Genomic DNA, 19,173 nt, shown 5'->3' on the forward strand with positions numbered 1-19,173 from the left:
CCGCCGCCCGCGTCACTCGCCCGTGACGCCGTCGACGAGCTCCCGGATCACGTCGACGTGGCCCGCGTGGCGCGCCGTCTCCTCGATAAGGTGCACCACGATCCAGCGCAGGGACGGCATCTCCTCGGGCGGCCCGGCGGCGGCGATGTCGTCGAGGTCGTGCCGCGCGATGACGGCGTCGCTCTCCGCGCAGGCCCGCTCGTAGTCCGCGACGATCTCCGCGAGGGAGTCCTCGGGGCCGACGCGCCACTCGCCGTCGGGATCGTCGTCGCCCCCGAACCGCCGGTCGTAGTCGCCGGCCTCCATGGTCTCCACGGTCCACGACCGCTCGACGTCGGCCAGGTGGCGCAGCACGCCGGAGATCGACGTGGCGCTGGGGAGGACGCGCCGCGCGCCGTCGGCGTCGGAGAGGCCGCGGGCCTTGCGGATCACGGTGGCGCGGTTGAGCGCGAGGAAGCCGGTGAGGCAGGCGCGCTCGTCGGCGCGCGGCGGGAGGGGGCGGTCGTCGGGGCCGAGGGCGTCGGCATCCGCGCCGCCCGCCGTGTCGGGGCTGTCGCTCGTCATGGCCGGAGCCTAGGGCGGGTTCCGGCACCCGGGGAAGGGCTGCGGGCGCGGGGATCCCGCGTGGAGGGCCCGCGCATCCACCGCGGGTCAGACTGGGCCCATGACCTCCCGTCCCGCCTCCCGCCCGCGTGCCGCGACCACGGATCCGCGCATCGCCCCGGACGGCGGCCGGCGCTCGGTGCCGCGCACGCTCGCGCGGATCCTGCTCGGGCTGGTGCTGCTCCTCGCCGGCACCGGCCACCTCACGGTCGCGCGCCAGTCGTTCCAGGCGCAGGTGCCGACGTGGCTGCCGATGGATCCCGACTTCGTGGTGCTCGCGTCGGGCGTGGTCGAGATCCTGCTCGGCCTCGCGCTCGTGCTGCTGGGGCGCTGGCGGGTGTGGGTCGGGCTCGTGGTCGCGGTCTTCTTCGTCGCGATCTTCCCGGGCAACGTCTCGCAGCTCGTCAGCCGCACGCCGGCCTTCGGGCTGGAGACCGACGCCGCGCGCGCGATCCGGCTCGTCTTCCAGCCGCTCCTCGTGATCTGGGCCCTCTGGTCGACCGGCGCCTGGTCCGCCTGGCGGAACGGGCGCGCCCGCCGCTGACCGGGGTCGTGACTCCTTGCATGGGTGCGTGTGTCCGAGCAATCGAGGCCGATGGCTACTTGAGCAGTCGACTCACCGCGCGCTCGGCCTCTGCAGTCCGCGACCCGAGTGCGAACCATGCGAGTGCCCCGACCAGTGGCATGGCGATGATGGCGAGGATCCATGCGGCACGGGACCACGAGTGCAGACCCGGGACGCGACTGATCCGCAAGAGCGCGACGACGATCGTCCCCAGGTAGACCGCGAAGAAGACGATGGCTGTGACGTATCCGATGGTATTTGCGCGTTCGTCCGCATATTGTGCATGCCTTCTGCGGACGATCAGGCCCGCGGGAACGACCCGCCGGGGGGATCGTTCACAGAAGGAGGCTGCATCCATGAAGGTCAGAACATCGTCAGCACCAGCGCTCGGGGTCTGCGGCGCATCGGTGATCGCCGTATCGCTCGTGAGCCCCGCGCACGCGGCAGAGAGCCGAGCATCCGAGGTGGAGGCGGGTCGATCTCGGACGATCACCCATCCGAGTGGCGTGGCGACGACGGTGGAGCTCGGGATCCCGGAGAAGGTCGGCGTGGCCGAGGTCGAGTCGGATCCCGGGCTGACGCGCAGGCAGAAGCAGGAGATCGAGGACGCGGCAGCGGTTTCGACGGACGCTCTATCGTCGAACCATTGGAGCCGATTCACCATCGGCGGCTCGTATCAGCAGACCCGGAACGGCACCTTCTACTACGGCGGAAGTCGGGTGTGGATCTCGCAGAGCTACGGTGGGCGGCAGGGATCCCACGTGTGTTTCTCGAATCATGATGTGACTCCCATCGAGAACATCACAGTCGGCGAGAACGGGGGGATCACCTTCCGCCGCCTGACCTGCGATCGGGACGTCGCGCAGCCGATCGGGATCACCACCCGTGCGAGCATGACGGCGACTGTCTCGAAGGACGGTCGCATATCGGGATTCGGTGCCACGGTGGGCTGACGGTGTGAGGTCGCCCAGGTCGCGGTCGGTTCCGGCCGGCCGCGACCCGCGGGGGAAGCTGCGCGCCCTCGGGTGGGCACGGGCACATCTCGATGGGAGGAATGCGGATCGAGACCTGCACGGGTTCCTCGTCAGGCCCGGGCCGTCCCGACGCGCGAGAGGATGGCGGCCGTCGCGGCCCGGACGCCGGTCTCGAGGGTGCCCTCGAGCGTCGGCGCGAACTGCGGCGTGTGGTTGCCGGGCGGCGGGGTCGCGCCGCCGAAGGCCTCCGGCTCCACGCCGCCGAACGCCCAGTAGACCGTCGGCACGCCGATCGCCTCGCCGAGGATCCCGAAGTCCTCGCTGCCCATGATGGGCGGCGACTCGACGACGCGGTCCGCCCCGAGCTGCGCCGTGAGCGCCGCGACGACGCCGCGCGTCGCCTCCGGGTCGTTGCGGTTGAGCGGGAACGAGACGATCTCCTCGATCTCGGGCTCGGGCGCCCCGCTCGCGGCGGCCTCGGCCAGGATGATCCGCCGCACGGCCGCCAGCACGCGCTCGCGCACGGCCACGTCGAAGGTCCGGATGCTCAAGCCCAGCACCGCGTGCTCGGGGATGATGTTCTCCTTCGTGCCCGCCTGGAACGTGCCGACGGTCACGACGGCCGCCGCCTGCGGGTCGATCTCGCGGGCGACCACGGTCTGCAGGCGGAGCACGATGGCGCTGGCGGCGACGATCGGGTCGATGGAGTTGTGCGGCTGCGACCCGTGGGCCCCGCGGCCCTTGACGGTCACGCGCCACGAGTCGGACATGCTCATGAACGCGCCCTCGCGGGTCGCGACCACGCCGACGGGGAGCGGGAACACGTGCTGGCCGAGGATCACCTCGGGGCGCGGCGCGCGGTCCCAGAGGCCGTCGGCGAGCATCGCGCGGGCGCCCTCGCCGGTCTCCTCGCCGGGCTGGAAGACGAAGACGACGGTGCCCGCCCAGGCATCGCGGTTCGCGGCGAGCGCCTGCGCCGTCGTGAGCGCGGCGGCGACGTGGAAGTCGTGGCCGCAGCCGTGCATGGTGGGCACCTCGGTGCCGTCGCGCTGCACGCCGGTGTCGCGGCTGGCCCACGCGAGGCCGGTCTCCTCGAGGAGGGGGAGCCCGTCGGTGTCCGCGCGGAACGCGACCACCGGGCCGTCGCCGTTGCGGAGGATCCCGACCACGCCGGTGCCGCCGCAGCGGCTCGTCTCGGCGCCGATCGCCTCGAGGTACGCCTCGATCGCGGCGGCGGTCGCGTGCTCCTGCATCGACAGCTCGGGGTGCGCGTGCAGCGAGCGGAACAGCTCGTGCGCGTCCCGCACGTCGTCGTCCAGCAGGGTGACACCGGGGTGCACGTCCATGGGGATCCTCCTCGCGGGGTGGGTGGCCTCCCTCGTGGGGACAGGTGGATCCAGGCTAGGCCCGTGCCGCTCCGGCCTCAGTCGTCGGAGTCGGGCGTGCGGTCGTCGACGGACCGGCTGACGACGTCGCCGGAGCCGGCGTCGATCCGCACGCCGTGCGTGACGCCCTGCGCGTCGACCACGTCGCCCTCCCAGACCACGGTGCCGCGGTCCTCGTCGAGGCCGAGCTCGGTGACCGTGCCGGCGACGGCGCCCGTCATCGCGGTTACGGCGTCGGTGGAGGAGACGCGGGCGGCCTGCAGGAGGGCGGCGTCCTCGGCGAGGTCGTCCGGGTCGTCGGAGTCGGCGACGGGTCCCGCGGTCACGGCGGATCCGTCGGCAAGCGTGTGCACCTCATGCGTGCGGCCGTCCTGCTCGGCGACGACGACCTCCCACGCGGTGCCGCCGGCCTCCTGGTCGACGGAGAGGAGCGCGCTGCCCGGGACGGCGGCGACGGCGGTCTCGACGGCGGCGGCGAGCGCGCCGTCGGCCGGGATCTGGGCGGCGCCGTCGGTACCGGTGGTCGGGGCGGCGGACGCGGACGAGGAGTCCGGGGCGGGTGCGGCGGCGGGAGCCGTGCCGCCGGTCGAGCAGCCGGCGAGGGCGAGGCCGCCGAGGAGGGGGAGGGCGAGCGCCAGGGCGGCGCGGCGGGCGGTGGGGGATGCGGTGTGCGTGGTCATACGGCCACGATGCCCGGGGGCACCTTGCGCGGACCTTAAGCCGCCGTCAGCCGACGCCCAGGCGCGTCGGCGGGGTCAGGCCGCGTCGCCGTAACTGGGCCCGTGCGCGGATCAGCGGGCGTCGCCGGCCGCGGCCGGCAGGCGCAGCACCACGCGGGTGCCGCCGCCGGGCGCGTCCGCGATGGCGACGGATCCGCCGTGCGCCTCCGCGACCGCGCGCACGATGGCGAGCCCGAGCCCGGATCCGCCGGAGTCCCGGTCGCGTCCCTCGTCGAGGCGCACGAACCGGTCGAGGACGCGCTCGCGCTCGGTCGCCGGGATCCCGCGGCCGTCGTCGTCGATCGCGAGCACGACGCCGTCGGCGCTGGCCGCGGTGGAGACGGCTACGGTGGACGCCGCGTGCCGTGCCGCGTTCTCCGCGAGGTTGCGCACGGCCAGCGCGAGGAGGCGCGCGTCACCGGCGACGCGGGCGGCGGCGATCCCGGATCCGTCGACCCGCACGCCCGTGCGCGCCCGCAGCCGGGCGATCTCCTCCAGCGCGACGTCGTCGAGGTCCACGTGCCGCCGGTCGAGCGCCGCGCCCTCGTCGAGGCGGCTGAGGACGAGGAGGGCGTCGACGAGGTCCTGCTGCCGGGCGCCCTCGGCGAGCACCACGTCGGCGAGCTCGGCGAGGCTGGTGCGGTCCGGGTGGATCCGCGCGAGCTCGGCGTGCTGCCGCACGGTCGCGAGCGGGGAGCGGAGCTCGTGCGACGCGTCGGAGACGAAGCGGCGCTGCGCCGTGCGGGCGGCGTCGAGCCGGGCGAGCATGCCGTTGAGCGTGCGGGCCAGGCGGTCGAGCTCGTCGCCCGTGCCGGGCTCGTCGATGCGCCCGTCGCCGGGAGTGGAGCCCACGGCCTCGGCGTCGCGGCGGATCCGCTCGACCGGCCGGAGCGCGCGGCCCACGACGACCCACGCCAGGAGCGCCACCAGGGCCACCACGACGGGCACCGCGACGAGCAGGAGGCGGACGACGGCGGCGAGCGCGTCGTCGGCGTCCTCGAGCGGGGCCGCGACCACGACGGTCACGCCGCCCGCGTCATCCACGTCGTCGGACACCGCGACCCGCCGCTCGCCGTCGTGGACGATCACGCCCGATCCGCCGCCCGCCGTGAGCGCGGATCCGCCGGCATCCTCGCCGTGCGCGATCACCCGGCCGTCGGCGTCGAGCACCTGCACGAGGTCGTCGTCGCCGAGGCCCGTCACGGCGTCGGGGCCGCGGGCCGCCACGGCGTCCGCGATGGTCTCGAGGGAGCGCTCCGCGCCCTGGCGCACGCCATCCTCGAGCGAGGCCCGCAGCACCAGCGCGAACGCGACCCCGCCGACCGCCCCGAGGACCAGCGCGATGAGGGCGACCGCCGTCGTGGCGCGCACGCGCAGGGACCGGCGCCGTCGACGCGGCTCACGCATCGGATCCGCCCAGCCGGTAGCCCGCACCGCGCACCGTCTCGATGGTCGCGGTGCCGTACGGCCGGTCGAGCTTGCGTCGGAGGTGCGCCACGTACACCTCGACGATCGACGGGTCGCCGTCGAAGTCGTCGTCCCACACGTTCGCCACCACCTCGCGCTTCGACACGACGCGGCCGGCGTTCCGCGCGAGGAACTCGAGGACCGCGAACTCGCGGCTGGTGAGGTCGATCTCGTCGCCGCCGCGCGAGGCCCGGCGCGGACCCGGGTCGACGACGAGGTCGCCGATGCGGTGGGCGACCGGCCGCGCGGGTGCCCCGCGACGCACGAGCGCCCGGATCCGGGCCACCAGCACGGGGAACGCGAACGGCTTGGTGACGAAGTCGTCGGCACCCGCCTCGAGCGCCTCGACCTCGTCCCACTCGCCGTCCTTGGCGGTGAGGATGAGCACGGGCGTCCAGATGCCCTCCTCGCGGAGCGTCCGGCAGACGGCCCAGCCGCTCATGCCGGGCATCATCAGGTCGAGCAGGATCGCGTCGTAGCGGTTCTCGCGCGCCCACCACAGGCCGTCGACGCCGTCGTGCGCCACGTCGACCGCGAAGCCCTCGGCCTGGAGCCCGCGCCGGATCCCGTCCGCCAGGCGCCGCTCGTCGTCCACCACCAGGATCCTCATCCGACCACCGTGGCAGACGGGCCCGCCGCGCACCTGCGGGGCGGGGTCAGGAGGGGCCGACGGCGCCGCCGGGTGCGGGGTCCACGAGCGCCGGGTCGCGGATGATCCCGATGGGCGTCGTGTCGAGGTTCACCGACTGCACGACCACGCGCTTGGAGCGGCGGCGGAGGTGCCGCCGGGCCTGCGGGGTCGCGAGGAGGTTGCCGAGCACGAGGCCCGCGCCGATCGCGAGGGTCGTCGCCATCGCCCCGACGAACGCGCCCGTCGCGCCGGAGGTGCCCGCCATCGAGTTGAGCAGCGCCGAGGCGACCGCGAGCGACGGCAGGAGGGATCCGCAGAACGCCGGCACCGCGATCGCCGTGGCCGAGACGCGCAGGCGCGCCGCGACCACCGTCCCCAGCGCGCCGAGCAGCGTCGCCACGAGGAAGGTGGCGGCGAGCAGCGGCACGCCGGCCGACTTGAGGAGCCACAGCGACGACGTGCCGACGAGCGCGACGGCGATGGCGACGGGCATCACGCGCGCGTTGGCGCCCTGCGTGATCCCGGTGGCGCCGGCCGCGAAGAACGTGGTGATGAGCAGCATCCAGAACGGCAGGGCGCGGAGAGTGATGTCGGTGGGATCCACCTCGATGTCGACGCCGGAGGTGAGCGCGAGTCCGCCGGGGATGCCGACGGCGATGCCCGCGACGATGAGCAGGATGATCATGGCCCGCGACACCGACATGGCCCGGAAGCCCGAGATGGCGTCCTGCGCCCAGGTCACGATCGTGACGTGGGGGAGGATCAGCACCACCACCGCCGCCACCATCGCGGCCGAGCTGCCCGCGGGCAGGAGGCCCCACCAGATGGCGAGCGTTCCCAGCGCGGCGACGGCCGCCGACTGCAGGGCGACCACGAAGAACGGCGGGATGCCGCGGCGCGACAGCTGCCGGCCGAGCACCATGACGCCGATCATCAGGAGGAACGCGCCGACCGCGCCCGCGAGGGATCCGCCGGCCTGCAGCGACACGGAGACGCCGAAGAGGCCCATGGCCGCGTCGGTGATCCACGACGGCCAGCGCGGCGGCGACTTCAGCACCTCCACGAGGCCGTCGACGGCGCTCGTCATGTCGCGGTCGTCGTGGAGGAGCTCGTCGACGATCTGGTAGACGAGCGAGAGCCGGTGCAGGTCGCTGCCCTCGGCCGTGACGACGCGGAGCTTCACGAGCGGCGGGCCCTCGAGCGGCGCGTACTGGATCGTGATGGCGGTGCCCGTGATGTCGAGCTCGAGCGGCGCGAGGTTCCACTTCGTGCTCACGGCGACGATGGCGATCTCGACCGCGCGCACGTCGGCGCCCGAGGCGAGCATCACCTCGCCGAGGTCGAGGCAGAAGTCGATGATCTGCCGCGGCGAGTACAGGTCGCCGAGGCGGCCGTGCGCGGGCTCGGTGCCCTCGTAGATGGTGCCGCGGAGGCGCGCGCGGACGTCGCGCATCTCCTGCGGGTTGACGCGTCGGCGGCGCTGGCGCGGTGGACGTGCGGCGCCGGGGTCCCGGCGGGGACGACGCGGATCCGCGGGCGGCGGGCTGGTGCTCAGCGCGATCAGCGCTCCGTTCGTGGCCAGCCCGCATCGAGCGGGGGCGGATGGTGGATCGGTCCCACCCTAGGCGCGCGTCGGGGGAACACGAGCGCGGCCGAGCTGGGAGCATGTGCGGATGGACGAGGCCGAGGCGATCGCGCGCGCCGCGCGGCTGTGGCAGTCCGGTCGACGCGCGGCGGCGCTGGAGTCGCTGCGCGCCCGGGTCCGCCGGTCGCCCGGTGACGCCGAGGCCCGGCGGACGCTGGTCGGGTACTACCGGGAGCTGCGGGCGCCGGATCAGGCGGGCCGCTACGCGCTCGCGATCCCCGGTCTCGCGACCCCGGCCGAGCAGGACCGGGCGGCGCGCCAGTTCGCCGCGGCCGGCCGGGGCACGGCCGCGCTGCCCGGCTACCTGGCCCTCCCGGGCGGCGACCTGCCGACGGAGGTGCTCGCCTTCGTGATCGCGGTCGAGCGCCACCGGGAGCAGCGCCGGTCGGCGTGGGCTGCCGCGCACGCGCGGGAGCAGCCGGAGGACGACGACCTCGCCTTCGCGGTGTGGGCGCTCGTGGGGACGTCGGTCGCCCTCGCCCTGCTGGCGGGGGTCGTGGGCGCCCTGGCCGGCGTGCCGGTGACGGGCTTCGCGCGCTGGTCGGCCCTCGTCGTCGTCGTCGCCGTGCTCGTCGGCTGCGCCGTGCAGTGGCGCCGGCCGATCGCGCGGGCGCTCGCCCGCTAGCCGAGGCGGGCGGCCAGCTCCGCGAGCTCGCGGGAGAGGGCGCGCGCCCGGGCCGCGAGGTCGGCCTGCTCCGCGGCGGGCGTCCGCGGCGGCGCGGAGGCGGGCGGGGACGCGAGCCCCGCCGGCGCTGCCGCGGGCGCCGGATCCACGGGCTGCACGGGCGCCGCCGAGTCGCCCTCGGTCGTGAGCACGTCGATGTCGAAGACGAAGCGGTCGGCGCGGTGCCAGGTGCGGAACACCTCGACCGGGTCGCCGGACGCGTCCGTGCTGGTGCCCTCCAGCACGAGGACGGGCGCGCCCTCGGCGACGCGCAGCGCGGCGGCCACCTCGGACGAGGCGCCGACCGCGCGCACCTGGCGCCGTCCGGCGGCGACCTGGATCCCCAGGCGGGAGCGGAGGAGGGCGTGCAGGGAGGCGTCCGTGAGGTCGTCCGCGGTCAGCCGGTCGGCGATCCCGCTCGGCAGCCAGGTGTGGATGAGCGCCACGGCCTCGCCGCCCGCGGAGCGGAGCCGGCGGAGGAGGTGGAGGTCGGATCCTCCGAGCGTGCGCTCCGCGTCGGCGTCGCGCCCGGGCGCCAGCTCGAGCACGCGCGTGGCCACGGACGGGACCTGCGTCGAGAGCCCCGACACCCGCTGCACGAGGCGGTGCAGCTCACCGCGCGGCGCGACGATGCTGCCGCGCCCGCGTCCTCGCTGGACCAGCCCCTCGGCCGTCAGCGCGTGGAGCGCCTGGCGGACCACCGACCGGGACACGCCGAACCGCTCCTGCAGCTCGGCCTCGGTCGGGAGCTGCGAGCCGGGCGGCCAGGTGCCGTCGACGACGGGGGCGCGCAGCACGGCGGTCAGCTGCGCGTGCAAAGGCCCCGCATGCGCCGAGGAGACCGCGCCGGGATCCAGGTCGTCGATCCGGTTCGGCACGGTCTCCTCGGGTGTCACGGGTCAGGCGGCGGGGGCGTCGATCTTCTGCGCCGTGCGCCACACGTGGTCCCAGCCGGGGGCCAGGGACGCGGCGCGCTCCACCGACAGTACAAGGCTCGCCTCGCGGGCGATGCCCTGGCCCGCGATGTCGAACGCGGTGCCGTGATCGACCGAGACGCGCACCACGGGCAGGCCCACGGTGATGTTCACGCCGTCGTCGCCGTACACGGCCTTGAAGGGCGCGTGCCCCTGGTCGTGGTAGCAGACGACGACCAGCTTGTACTTGCCGCGGACGGCCGCCGGGATCAGCGCGTCGCCGGGCACGGGCCCGACCACGTTGAGGCCCCGCGCCCGGGCGGCCTCGACCGCGGGCGCGAGGATGTCCGCGTCCTCGTCGCCGAACAGCCGGTTCTCGCCCGCGTGGGGGTTGAGGCCCGCGAGGCCGATGAGCTCGTCGGGCGTGCCCATGGACGCGGCGAACGCGCCGGCCAGGTCGAGCACGTCGCCCGTGCGCTGGGGCGTGATGTCGTCGATCGCCTGGCGCATCGACACGTGGGTCGTGAGGTGGAAGAAGAACAGCTCGCCGGCGGAGAGCACGAGCGAGAAGTTCTCGACGCCGAACTCGTGCGCGAGGAGCTCGGTGTGACCGGGCCACTTGTGCCCACCTGCGTGCATGGCGGCCTTGTTGAGCGGTGCGGTGACGATGCCGTCCACCTCGCCCTCGCGCGCCAGCCGGCACGCCTCCACGACGAAGCGGTAGGAGCCGTCGCCGGCCGCGGCGCTGAGCTCGCCGACCGGCACGTCGGCGAGCGACGGACCCGTCTGGATCAGCTCGATCGTACCGGGCTCGTTGCGCGCCTCGGCGACGGAGGCGATGACGCGCACCTTCTCCGGGTCGCCGCCCACGGCGACGACGCCGCGGCGCATGGCCGCCTCGTCGCCGATGACGACCGTGACGGCCTTCTCGCGCAGGTCGTCGTGGCCGAGCAGGGTCTTGGCGGTGATCTCGGGGCCGATGCCCGCGACGTCTCCGAGGGTGATGGCGAGTCGGGGGAGGGTCATGGTGCTTCTCCTTGCGTGGGGGTGGATGCGGGGTGGTCGAGGAGCTCCGGCACGATGTCCGTGAGCGACGAGGGGGAGCCGAAGCCGCCCGCCTTGGTCACCACGGGCATGCCGTGCAGCCGTCCGCCCTCGATGGTGCCGAGGGGCATGCCCTCGCGGATGGCGTCGCGGACGAGGATCGCGTCGGCGCCCTGACGGGTGAGCACGGCGCGCGCGCCCTCTCCGCCCATGAGCACGAGCGCGCTCGCGCCGCGGCGCGTGATGACGCGGTCGGCGATGCGGGCGAGCCCGGCCGCCACGCGCTCGGCGACGGTCGGCGATGCGTCGGGCGTGGAGCGGTCGACGCGCGCCGTGCGCTCGGGGGCGAGGACGACGGTGACGGACACGGCGTCCGCGTCGATCCCGTCCTCGTCGGCGGTCGCATCCGCGTCGCCGTCGCCGATCAGCGCGTCGAGCGCGGGGGCGATGGTGCGGACGCGCTCGGCGAGGGATCCCTCGGCCGCCGCGGCCGCCAGGTGGGCGTGCTGCCCGCGGGAGACGTCGTGCAGCGAGCTGACGACGACCACCACGTGGCGCGGGGCGGCGACGGAGGCGGCGGCGCGCGGGGCGTCCGCGCGCGGGGCCTCGAGGCCGACGCCCCACTCGCGCGCCATCTCGCCGGCGAGCCCCGCGGATCCCACGGGGACGGCGCGCGGCCCGAGCAGGGCGAGCGCCTCCGCGACGAAGCGCAGGTCGGCGGTGGTGACGGCGTCGACGGTGACCACGCGGGCTCCCGCCGCGGCGGCCGTGGCGATGCGGACGGCGAGGTCCGCGGCGTCGGAGGCCGCCTCGACGTGCGCGCTGCCGGGCAGGAGGACGGCCAGGGCGCTCGTCGTGACGGGGGTCACGGGGTCGCGGCCGACCGACGTGGTCTCGACGCCCCGGCCGTCGACGAGCAGCAGCCCGCCCTCGACCGTGCGGCCCATGGCGGGGTAGGCGGGGCAGACGACGGCCACGGCGCTCGGCTCGCGCGAGGACCAGGCGGCGAGCGCCCCCTCGACCTGCTCCTGCACCGTGCCGCGCATGGTCGAGTCGATCTTCACGAAGAGCCGGTCGTCGCCGTCGGCCACGGCGCGCGCCACGGCGGCGCGCGTCGACGCGCGGGCCTCGTCCGGATCCTGCGCCCGCGCGTCGGTGACGATCGCGATGACGGAGCCGTCGTGGCCGTGCTGCTGGACGTCGCCGCCGAGCGCCAGGCGCGCGGCCCAGCCGGCCCGGGCGAACTGAACGGCGGAGTCGGCGGCGCCCGTGAGGTCGTCCGCCACGATGGCGACGGATCCGACGGACGCCCGCGTGCCTGCGGCGGGGGCCGTCACGGCGGGGGAGGCCGGCGTCACGCGGCACCCGCCCCCGGGCCGGCGCTGCGGCGGCCGGTGGATCCGGGACCCGAGCCGTCCGCGTCCGCATCGGCCGCGATCGCCGCGGCCTCGCTCTCGGCCAGCGCCTCGTCGCGGGCGCGGTCGTCGGAGATGGCCTTCATGCCGCCCTCGCGCTTGAGCACCCAGGCGGCGAGGATCGGCGCGAGGACGGCCGAGACGAGCACCGCCGAGGCGACCTGCGCGGTCGCGACCTCGACGTACGGCGCGAAGCTCGGATCGGCCGCGCCGACGATGGCGGGCGTGGCGATCGCGTTGCCCGCGGTGGTCGCCGACGCGATGCCGAGGCCGGACTCCTTCCCGCGGCGCAGCAGGAACCGGTAGCCGAGGTAGGCCACGGTGCCGGTGAAGACGGTCGCGATCACGCCCACCACGATGCCCGACAGCCCGCCCGAGACGACGTTGCCGAGGTCGATGCCGGTCCCCAGCGCGAACGCGAAGAACGGGATGACCATGTTGGGGATGGGTCGCATGATCTCGGTCCACTTGGCGTCGAGGTTGCCGACGATCACGCCGAGCAGCAGCGGGATGACGGCGGCGAGCAGCAGCGTGTAGGGGATGTCGGCGAGGCCGGCGGCGCCGAGGAACAGCAGCGAGAAGAAGGGGCCGTCGTTCACGGCGCTGGCGATGTACGCCCCGCGGTCGCGCTCCCGGCCGTAGCGACCGGTGAAGGCGAGCCAGATGCCCCCGTTGCTGTTGTCCATGCTCACCAGCAGCGCGAGGATCGACACCCCGAGCAGGCCGTCGAGCCCCACCAGGTTGCCGAGGACCACCACCGCGGTGGCCGGGATGATCGACTTCGTCAGCAGCAGCACGCCCGAGGTCGCGAGCACGGGACCCGAGGTGCGGAGCGTGATCTGCATGCCGGTCGCGAAGATCAGGATGCCGATGAGGGGGAGCGCGCTGTCCTTGAAGAGCGCGGTGGTGAAGTTCCCGAGGTCGAGGAAGCCGGGCGCGAACGTGCCGACGATCGATCCGAGGATCAGCGGGATGAGCATGAGGCCGCCGGGGATGCGGTTCATCCCGTCGAACAACGGGACGCGGCTGGTCGGTAAGGGGTCGGATGCCATGGCGGATCTCCTCTGATCGTCGGCGACGTTGCCGCGCGCACCCTCGGCGTTGAGTACGTACACGGTGTACCTACATTAGATCGCGCTCCCTGCGCGCGTCAACGGCGTCGGCGATCACGGCTCGTCCGTCAGCCGATCCCGCGGGCGTCCCGGATGAGCCGGGCCACCGCCGGCAGGTCCGGCGCCGACCAGGCGAGCGCCCCCAGCTCGGCCACGGGCACCCAGCGCAGCTCGTCGTGGTCGGTGCTGGTGGTGGGGAGCGGGCCGACCGGATCCGCGAGGTAGCAGGCGAGGTCGATGACGCGGTCGCCGACGGGCACCTCGGAGCGGTCCACGAGCGCGCCCACCGTCACGTCGATCCCGAGCTCCTCGCGGATCTCCCGCACGAGCGCCTCCTCGGGCCGCTCACCGGGCTCGACCTTGCCGCCCGGGAACTCCCACGTCCCCGCGCCCGGCTTGTGCGCCGCGCGACGGCACGCGAGCACCCGCCCCTCGCGGACCATCACCGCCGCCACGACCTCGAGTCCCGCCATCGTGCGCCTCCCGTCTGGGGCCGCCGGGCCCGCGTCGACGCTACCGGCCCGACCGGGCGGGCCCTCGGTCGGCCTGTACCGTGGGTCCTCCGGCATCCGCCGCGACGAGAGGCTCCACCACGTGAAGATCAGCCACCAGCGTCACTTCGTGGTCGCGGCCGAGGTGCTGCACCTCCCGAAGGCCGCGGATCAGCTCGGCATCTCGCGCGCGAAGCTCGCCTCCTCCATCCGCGCGGTCGAGGAGCACTACGGCAAGGCCGTGTTCGACCCGCAGAGCACGGAGACCCGGCTGACGAAGACCGGGCGGCTCGCCTACGAGGAGGCGCTCGAGGAGCTCGCGAAGCCCTCGACCCCGCCCGAGGCGCCGAAGCCCCCGGCCGGCGGCAAGGCCAAGGCGTCGAAGGGGCAGGGCCGTGCGCCCGTGGTCAAGGGCCAGCCCAAGCCCTACAAGCGCACGCAGGGGCGCTGACCCGCTACGGATCAGCGCCCCTGCGCGGTGGTGCGTCGTGCTACCTCGCGAGGAACTCCAGCACGACCCGGTTCCACTCCTCGGGGTGGCTGACCGTGACGCCGTGCGGGGCGCCCTGCACGACGTGCAGCTCGGAGCCCGGGATGGCGCGGTGCGTGCGCTCGCCGGATCCCTCGAACGGCACGGTCGCGTCGCCGTCGCCGTGGATGACGAGCGTGGGCACGGTGACCTTCGGGAGGTCGTCGCGGAAGTCCGTGGTCGCGAAGGCCGCCATCGACGCGAGCGCCGCGTGCTTCTTCGACTGGTGCGCGAGGGCGATCGCCTCCTGGCGCTCCGCCTCGGTGACCTTCAGCACGCCGTCCACCGAGAAGAACCCGGTGGTGAACTCCTCGTAGAAGGCGTCCTCGTCCTTGGTGAGGCCGGCGGTCATCTCGGCCGCGGCCTCCTTCGTGAGCGGGCCGTCCGGGTTGTCGTCGGTCCTCTCCAGGTACGGCGGCACGGCGGACGCGAACACGACGCTGCGGAGGCGCTCCTCGCCGCGGGTGCCGATGTAGCGGGCGATCTCGCCGCCGCCCATCGAGAAGCCGACGAGGGTGACGTCGCGGAGGTCGAGCTCCGTGAGGAGCGCGTCGAGGTCGGACGCGAAGGTGTCGTAGTCGTACCCGGTGAGCGGCTTGTCGCTGCGGCCGAAGCCGCGGCGGTCGTACGTGATGACCCGGAAGCCCGCGGCCTGGAACGCGGGGACCTGCTTCGACCAGGACTCGCCCGACAGCGGCCAGCCGTGGATCAGGACCACGGGGCGGCCGGAGCCCCCGGTGTCGTCGACGTGCAGGTTCGTGTCCTTGAGCAGCCCGTGGTGGGCGGTGATCTCGGTCATGCGGTCGTCCTTCCGTCATGCGATGGGTTCGTGCGCTACCTGTTGCCTTCGGAGCCGTGCCGGGATCGGGGCGGTCGCGTGGGCCGACGTCCGGCGCCGAGGCGCAGGGCGGGAGGATGGACCCATGACCCGAGCGAACTCCACGTACCGCGCTGCCCGCGACCTGCTCCAGGATCTCCGCGCTGACCGGACATCCGCCACCGAGCGCTTCGCCTGGCCGGACGTCGGCGCCTCCTTCAACTGGGCGGTCGACTGGTTCGACGAGATGGCGCGCGGGAACGACCGGGTCGCGCTGCGCGTCGTCGCGGGCGACGGTTCCGAGCGCAGCCTGACCTTCGACGAGATGGCCACGCGGTCCGACCGGGTCGCGACCTGGCTCGTGGCCCGGGGCGTCCGCAAGGGCGACCACGTCATGCTCATGCTCGGCAACCGGGTGGAGCTGTGGGAGGCGATGCTCGCCATCATGAAGGCCGGCGCCGTGATCCTGCCCACGTCCACCGTGCTCGGATCCGCCGACCTCGCCGACCGCGTCACCCGCGCGGGCGTCGCCCACGTCATCGCCGACCTCGCGCACACGGCCGTGTTCGACGACGTGCCGGGCGGCTACGGCCGCATCGCGATCGGCGCCACCGAGGCCGCGCCCGTCCCCGCGGGCTGGGCCGACTACCGCGACGCCGACGACGCGCCCGCCGACCGGGTGGGCGTCGCGGTCGCGTCCACGGATCCGGCCCTCGTCTACTTCACCTCCGGCACCACGAGCAAGCCGAAGATGGTCGTGCACACGCACACGTCGTACCCGGTCGGGCACCTGACCACCATGTACTGGCTGGGGCTGCGGCCGGGCGACGTGCACCTCGCCATCAGCTCGCCCGGCTGGGGCAAGCACGCGTGGAGCTGCTTCTTCGCGCCGTGGATCGCCGAGGCCACCGTCTTCGTGCACGACTACGCCCGGTTCGACGCGCACGCGCTCGTGGAGCAGCTCGACCGCGCGGAGGTCACGACGTTCTGCGCGCCGCCGACCGTGTGGCGGATGCTCATCCAGGCCGGGATCCGCGAGCGGCCCGGGAGGCTGCGCGAGATCATGTCCGCCGGGGAGCCGCTCAACCCCGAGGTCATCGCGCGCATCGAGGAGTGGTGGGGGCTCGTGATCCGCGACGGCTACGGCCAGACGGAGACCACCGCCATCGTGGCCAACCCGCCCGGCGCGCCCGTCGTGCCGGGATCCATGGGCACCGCGCTGCCGGGCGTCGACCTCGTGCTCGTGGATCCGGTCACGGGGGAGCCCGCCGACGAGGGCGAGATCTGCCTCGACCTCACCACCCGGCCCGTGAACCTCATGGCCGGCTACCTCGGCGACGACGCCCGCACGGCCGAGTCGATGCGCGACGGGTGGTTCCACACGGGCGACGTCGCCCGCCGCGACCCCGACGGCACCATCACGTTCATCGGCCGCACCGACGACATCTTCAAGTCCTCCGACTACAAGATCTCCCCGTTCGAGGTCGAGAGCGTCCTCATCGAGCACCCGGCCGTCGCCGAGGCCGCGGTGGTGGGCGCGCCGGATCCCGTGCGGCTCAACGTCGCCAAGGCCTACGTGCACCTCGCGGCCGGGTGGGAGCCCGACGAGGAGACCGCGCTCGCCGTGCTGAGGCACGCGCGCGAGCGGTGCCCCGCGTTCATGCGCGTGCGCCGGGTGGAGTTCGGCGAGCTGCCGAAGACCGCGTCGGGGAAGATCCGCCGCGTCGAGCTCCGGCAGCGCGAGGTCGCAGCGGCCGACGCCGGAGAGCGCCTCGCGGGGGAGTGGCGCGACGACCAGTTCCCCGGGCTGCGGACGCGCTGAGCCGGACGCGATCGGCTGCCGCCGCGGGGTGACGGGAGGGGTGCTCGGCGCCGGGTAGCATCCCGTCATGCCCCTCGCCTCCCCGTCCGCCCTCGAGCCGCGGCCGGTCGCCCGGTGAGGGAGAACCCGTCGTACGCCCTCGAGGACGAGGGCGAGGTCCGCCGGCTCGTCGCCGAGAACCCGTGGGCGACGATCGTGAGCGGCACGGGCGCCGGGCTCGTCGCCTCGCACTACCCGGTCCTGCTCGATCCCGACCGCGACGACCTCACGCTCCTCACCCACGTCGGCCGACCCGACGAGCGGATCCACGAGCTCGGCCAGCGTGACGGCGCCGACGGCGAGGTGCTCGTCATCGTCCAGGGCCCGCACGGCTACGTGTCGCCCGGCTGGTACGACGCCCACCCGGCCGTGCCCACCTGGAACCACATCAGCGCGCACCTCACCTGCCGCGTCGAGATCCTCTCGCCCGAGGAGAACCTGCGGGTGCTCGGGCAGCTCGTCGACCGCTTCGAGGACCGGATGCCGGAGCCCCGCCGCATCGCGGGCACCGCCCCCGACGCCGCGTACGCCGCCCGGATCAGCGCCGGCACCGTGGGCGTCCGCCTCGTCGTCACGCGGTTCGTCGCGAAGGCGAAGCTCAGCCAGGACAAGCCGCCGCACGTGGTCGAGCGCGTCCTCCAGGAGCTCGAGCACGGCGCGGAGTACCCGGACCCGGCGCTCGCCGCGGAGATGCGGCGCGCGGCGGCGCGGGCCCGTGCCGCGGCCCCCGCGGCTGCGGCGCCAGGGGAGGGCCCCGCGTGACCGCGCTCCTCCTCGCGGGCGGGCGCCTGCCCGGATCCCCCGCGCTCGTCGACGTGCTCGTGCGCGACGGCGTCATCGCGTCCGTCGGCCCCGCCGGCTCCGCGGACGCCGCGGGCGTCGAGGCGCGCGCCCTCGACGGCCGGTTCGTGATCCCCGGCCTCTGGGACAACCACGTCCACTTCACCCAGTGGACGAAGGTCTCCCGCCGCCTGGACGTGTCGCGCGTGACCTCCGCCGCCGAGGCCGTCGCGCTCGTCCGGGACGCGCTCGCGGCGCGTGCCCGGGCCACGGGATCCGGCCCCGTCACGAGCGCGGGCGCCCCCGAGGCGCTCGTCGGCTACGGCTTCCGCGACGGCCTCTGGCCCGACCTCCCCACGAAGCACCTGCTCGACGCCGTCGCGGGCGACACCCCCGTGCTCCTCGTCAGCGGCGACCTGCACTGCTGCTGGGCGAGCTCCGCGGCGCTCGCGCCCCACGGCTACGGCGACCACCCCACCGGGCTCCTCCGCGAGGACGACTGCTTCGACTTCATGTACCGCGTGGAGGAGGGCGACGCGTCGTCGCTCGACGCGCGCGCCGTGCAGGTCGCCCGCGACGCCGCCCGCCGCGGCGTGGTCGGCGTCGTCGACCTCGAGATCGACGAGAACGCCGACCGCTGGCGCCGGCTCGCCGCCCTCGGCCACGACGCGCTGCGGGTCGAGTTCGGCGTCTGGCCGCAGCACCTCGACCGCGCCCGCGAGGAGGGCCTCCGCACCGGCGACGTGCTCGACGGCACGCGCGGCCTCGTGCGCGTGGGACCCGCGAAGGTCGTCACCGACGGGTCGCTGAACACCCGCACGGCGTACTGCTTCGACCCGTACCCCGACCTCGACGGCCAGGGCGGCGGCGCGCACGGCGGCGCCTGCGGCACGCTGTCCGTCCCGCCGGACGAGCTGCTCGGCCTCATGGTGCAGGCCGCCACGCAGGGTCTCCGGCCCGCGATCCACGCCATCGGCGACCACGCCAACCGCCTCGCCCTCGACGCCTTCGCGCACCTCGACCGGGAGCTGCGCGGGGCGCACCGCGACGCGGACGGGCTCGTCGGATCCATCGAGCACGCGCAGCTGCTCACGCACGAGGACGTCGCGCGGTTCGCCGCGCTCGGCGTCGTCGCGAGCGTGCAGCCCGAGCACGCCATGGACGACCGCGACGTCGCCGACGTCTACTGGGCCGGCCGCACGGGCCGCGCCTTCGCCCTGGCCGACCTGCGCGCCGCGGGCACGCGCCTCGCGCTCGGCTCCGACGCGCCCGTCGCGCCGCTGGATCCCTGGGTCACCATGTCCGCCGCCGTCGGCCGCGCGCGCGACGGCCGGGAGCCGTGGCACCCGGAGCAGGCGATCGACCGCGCCGCCGCGCTCGACGCGTCCGTCCGCACGCGGGTGGCGCCGGGCGAGCGGGCCGACCTCGCGGTCGTGGATGCGGATCCGCTCGCGGGCGGCCCCTCCGCCGACGACCTCCGCGGCATGAACGTCGCCGCGACGCTCCTCGGCGGCCGGTTCACGCACGACACGCTCGGGAGCTGACGGCAGGAACACC

20 protein-coding genes are annotated in these 19,173 nt (G+C 74.8%); 7 read left to right on the forward strand and 13 right to left on the reverse strand.

All coding sequences use genetic code 11. The annotated features are described in order from the left end of the window. Positions 1-12 precede the first annotated feature (12 nt). Positions 13-564, reverse strand: coding sequence for a DinB family protein (locus QFZ62_RS00200; RefSeq protein WP_307500768.1), 552 nt, complete (start codon positions 562-564; stop codon positions 13-15). 100 nt (positions 565-664) lie between these two features. Between QFZ62_RS00200 and QFZ62_RS00205 the strand changes: the two genes are divergently transcribed. Beyond that, the gene (locus QFZ62_RS00205; RefSeq protein ID WP_307500769.1) at positions 665-1,147 is read left to right on the forward strand and encodes a DoxX family membrane protein; all 483 of its coding nucleotides are present in this window, start codon (positions 665-667) and stop codon (positions 1,145-1,147) included. A gap of 55 nt (positions 1,148-1,202) precedes the next feature. Here QFZ62_RS00205 and QFZ62_RS15545 read toward each other — a convergent pair whose 3' ends face one another. After that, the gene (locus tag QFZ62_RS15545; RefSeq protein ID WP_373425923.1) at positions 1,203-1,526 is read right to left on the reverse strand and encodes a PLDc N-terminal domain-containing protein; all 324 of its coding nucleotides are present in this window, start codon (positions 1,524-1,526) and stop codon (positions 1,203-1,205) included. Between QFZ62_RS15545 and QFZ62_RS00210 the strand changes: the two genes are divergently transcribed. Further along, positions 1,525-2,121: a hypothetical protein gene (locus QFZ62_RS00210; protein ID WP_307500770.1), complete on the forward strand. Its 597-nt coding sequence runs from the start codon at positions 1,525-1,527 to the stop codon at positions 2,119-2,121. The genes QFZ62_RS15545 and QFZ62_RS00210 overlap by 2 nt on opposite strands. 131 nt (positions 2,122-2,252) lie before the next feature. Here the strand turns inward: QFZ62_RS00210 and QFZ62_RS00215 are convergent, their stop codons facing one another. The 5 genes from QFZ62_RS00215 to QFZ62_RS00235 all read right to left on the reverse strand — a co-directional run bounded on the left by QFZ62_RS00215 (position 2,253) and on the right by QFZ62_RS00235 (position 7,797). Next, positions 2,253-3,488 (reverse strand): amidohydrolase, encoded by a 1,236-nt coding sequence (locus QFZ62_RS00215; protein ID WP_307500771.1) that lies wholly within the window; start codon positions 3,486-3,488, stop codon positions 2,253-2,255. Positions 3,489-3,565: 77 nt separating this feature from the next. Then, positions 3,566-4,207 carry a PepSY domain-containing protein gene (locus QFZ62_RS00220; RefSeq protein WP_307500772.1) on the reverse strand — a complete coding sequence of 214 codons (642 nt, stop codon included), beginning with the start codon at positions 4,205-4,207 and terminating at the stop codon, positions 3,566-3,568. Between the two features lie 111 nt (positions 4,208-4,318). Further along, a complete protein-coding gene (locus QFZ62_RS00225; RefSeq protein WP_307500773.1) occupies positions 4,319-5,617 on the reverse strand; it encodes a cell wall metabolism sensor histidine kinase WalK in 1,299 nt (432 codons plus the stop codon). Positions 5,618-5,645: 28 nt separating this feature from the next. Continuing rightward, positions 5,646-6,323, reverse strand: coding sequence for a response regulator transcription factor (locus QFZ62_RS00230; protein WP_307500774.1), 678 nt, complete (start codon positions 6,321-6,323; stop codon positions 5,646-5,648). A gap of 46 nt (positions 6,324-6,369) precedes the next feature. Next, entirely contained in the window at positions 6,370-7,797 is a 1,428-nt protein-coding gene (locus QFZ62_RS00235; RefSeq protein ID WP_307500775.1) for a threonine/serine exporter ThrE family protein, read from the reverse strand. A 220-nt stretch (positions 7,798-8,017) separates the two neighbouring features. On the opposite strand from QFZ62_RS00235, the gene QFZ62_RS00240 reads away from it, so the two are divergent. Next, the gene (locus QFZ62_RS00240) at positions 8,018-8,614 is read left to right on the forward strand and encodes a hypothetical protein (protein WP_307500776.1); all 597 of its coding nucleotides are present in this window, start codon (positions 8,018-8,020) and stop codon (positions 8,612-8,614) included. Here the strand turns inward: QFZ62_RS00240 and QFZ62_RS00245 are convergent. The 5 genes from QFZ62_RS00245 to QFZ62_RS00265 all read right to left on the reverse strand — a co-directional run bounded on the left by QFZ62_RS00245 (position 8,611) and on the right by QFZ62_RS00265 (position 13,611). Next, the gene (locus QFZ62_RS00245) at positions 8,611-9,531 is read right to left on the reverse strand and encodes a GntR family transcriptional regulator (RefSeq protein ID WP_307500777.1); all 921 of its coding nucleotides are present in this window, start codon (positions 9,529-9,531) and stop codon (positions 8,611-8,613) included. The two genes, QFZ62_RS00240 and QFZ62_RS00245, sit on opposite strands and share 4 nt — an antisense overlap. 21 nt (positions 9,532-9,552) lie before the next feature. Next, a complete protein-coding gene (gene pdxA, locus QFZ62_RS00250; protein WP_307500778.1) occupies positions 9,553-10,593 on the reverse strand; it encodes a 4-hydroxythreonine-4-phosphate dehydrogenase PdxA in 1,041 nt (346 codons plus the stop codon). Continuing rightward, on the reverse strand, positions 10,590-11,969 hold the full coding sequence (locus QFZ62_RS00255; protein WP_307500779.1) for a four-carbon acid sugar kinase family protein: 1,380 nt from the start codon (positions 11,967-11,969) through the stop codon (positions 10,590-10,592). The genes pdxA and QFZ62_RS00255 overlap by 4 nt, the downstream gene beginning before the upstream one ends. Further along, the gene (locus QFZ62_RS00260) at positions 11,966-13,078 is read right to left on the reverse strand and encodes a 2-keto-3-deoxygluconate permease (RefSeq protein WP_307500780.1); all 1,113 of its coding nucleotides are present in this window, start codon (positions 13,076-13,078) and stop codon (positions 11,966-11,968) included. Before QFZ62_RS00260 ends, QFZ62_RS00255 begins: the two co-directional genes overlap by 4 nt. Positions 13,079-13,206: 128 nt before the next feature. Then, entirely contained in the window at positions 13,207-13,611 is a 405-nt protein-coding gene (locus QFZ62_RS00265; RefSeq protein ID WP_307500781.1) for a (deoxy)nucleoside triphosphate pyrophosphohydrolase, read from the reverse strand. A 121-nt stretch (positions 13,612-13,732) separates the two neighbouring features. On the opposite strand from QFZ62_RS00265, the gene QFZ62_RS00270 reads away from it, so the two are divergent. Next, entirely contained in the window at positions 13,733-14,080 is a 348-nt protein-coding gene (locus QFZ62_RS00270) for a LysR family transcriptional regulator (protein ID WP_307500782.1), read from the forward strand. Positions 14,081-14,120: 40 nt separating this feature from the next. Here QFZ62_RS00270 and QFZ62_RS00275 read toward each other — a convergent pair whose 3' ends face one another. Further along, positions 14,121-14,957 carry an alpha/beta fold hydrolase gene (locus QFZ62_RS00275; protein ID WP_307500783.1) on the reverse strand — a complete coding sequence of 279 codons (837 nt, stop codon included), beginning with the start codon at positions 14,955-14,957 and terminating at the stop codon, positions 14,121-14,123. A gap of 124 nt (positions 14,958-15,081) precedes the next feature. Here QFZ62_RS00275 and QFZ62_RS00280 point away from each other — a divergent pair, with 124 nt between their 5' ends. From QFZ62_RS00280 to QFZ62_RS00290, 3 genes are all read left to right on the forward strand, one after another. After that, on the forward strand, positions 15,082-16,797 hold the full coding sequence (locus QFZ62_RS00280) for an AMP-binding protein (RefSeq protein WP_307500784.1): 1,716 nt from the start codon (positions 15,082-15,084) through the stop codon (positions 16,795-16,797). Positions 16,798-16,911: 114 nt separating this feature from the next. Next, entirely contained in the window at positions 16,912-17,598 is a 687-nt protein-coding gene (locus tag QFZ62_RS00285) for an FMN-binding negative transcriptional regulator (protein ID WP_307500785.1), read from the forward strand. Beyond that, complete coding sequence (locus QFZ62_RS00290; protein ID WP_307500786.1) at positions 17,595-19,160, forward strand: amidohydrolase; 1,566 nt, start codon at positions 17,595-17,597, stop codon at positions 19,158-19,160. The genes QFZ62_RS00285 and QFZ62_RS00290 overlap by 4 nt, the downstream gene beginning before the upstream one ends. The last annotated feature ends 13 nt before the right edge of the window (positions 19,161-19,173 follow it).

Source organism: Clavibacter sp. B3I6, from assembly GCF_030816895.1.
Taxonomy (GTDB): Bacteria; Actinomycetota; Actinomycetes; order Actinomycetales; family Microbacteriaceae; genus Clavibacter.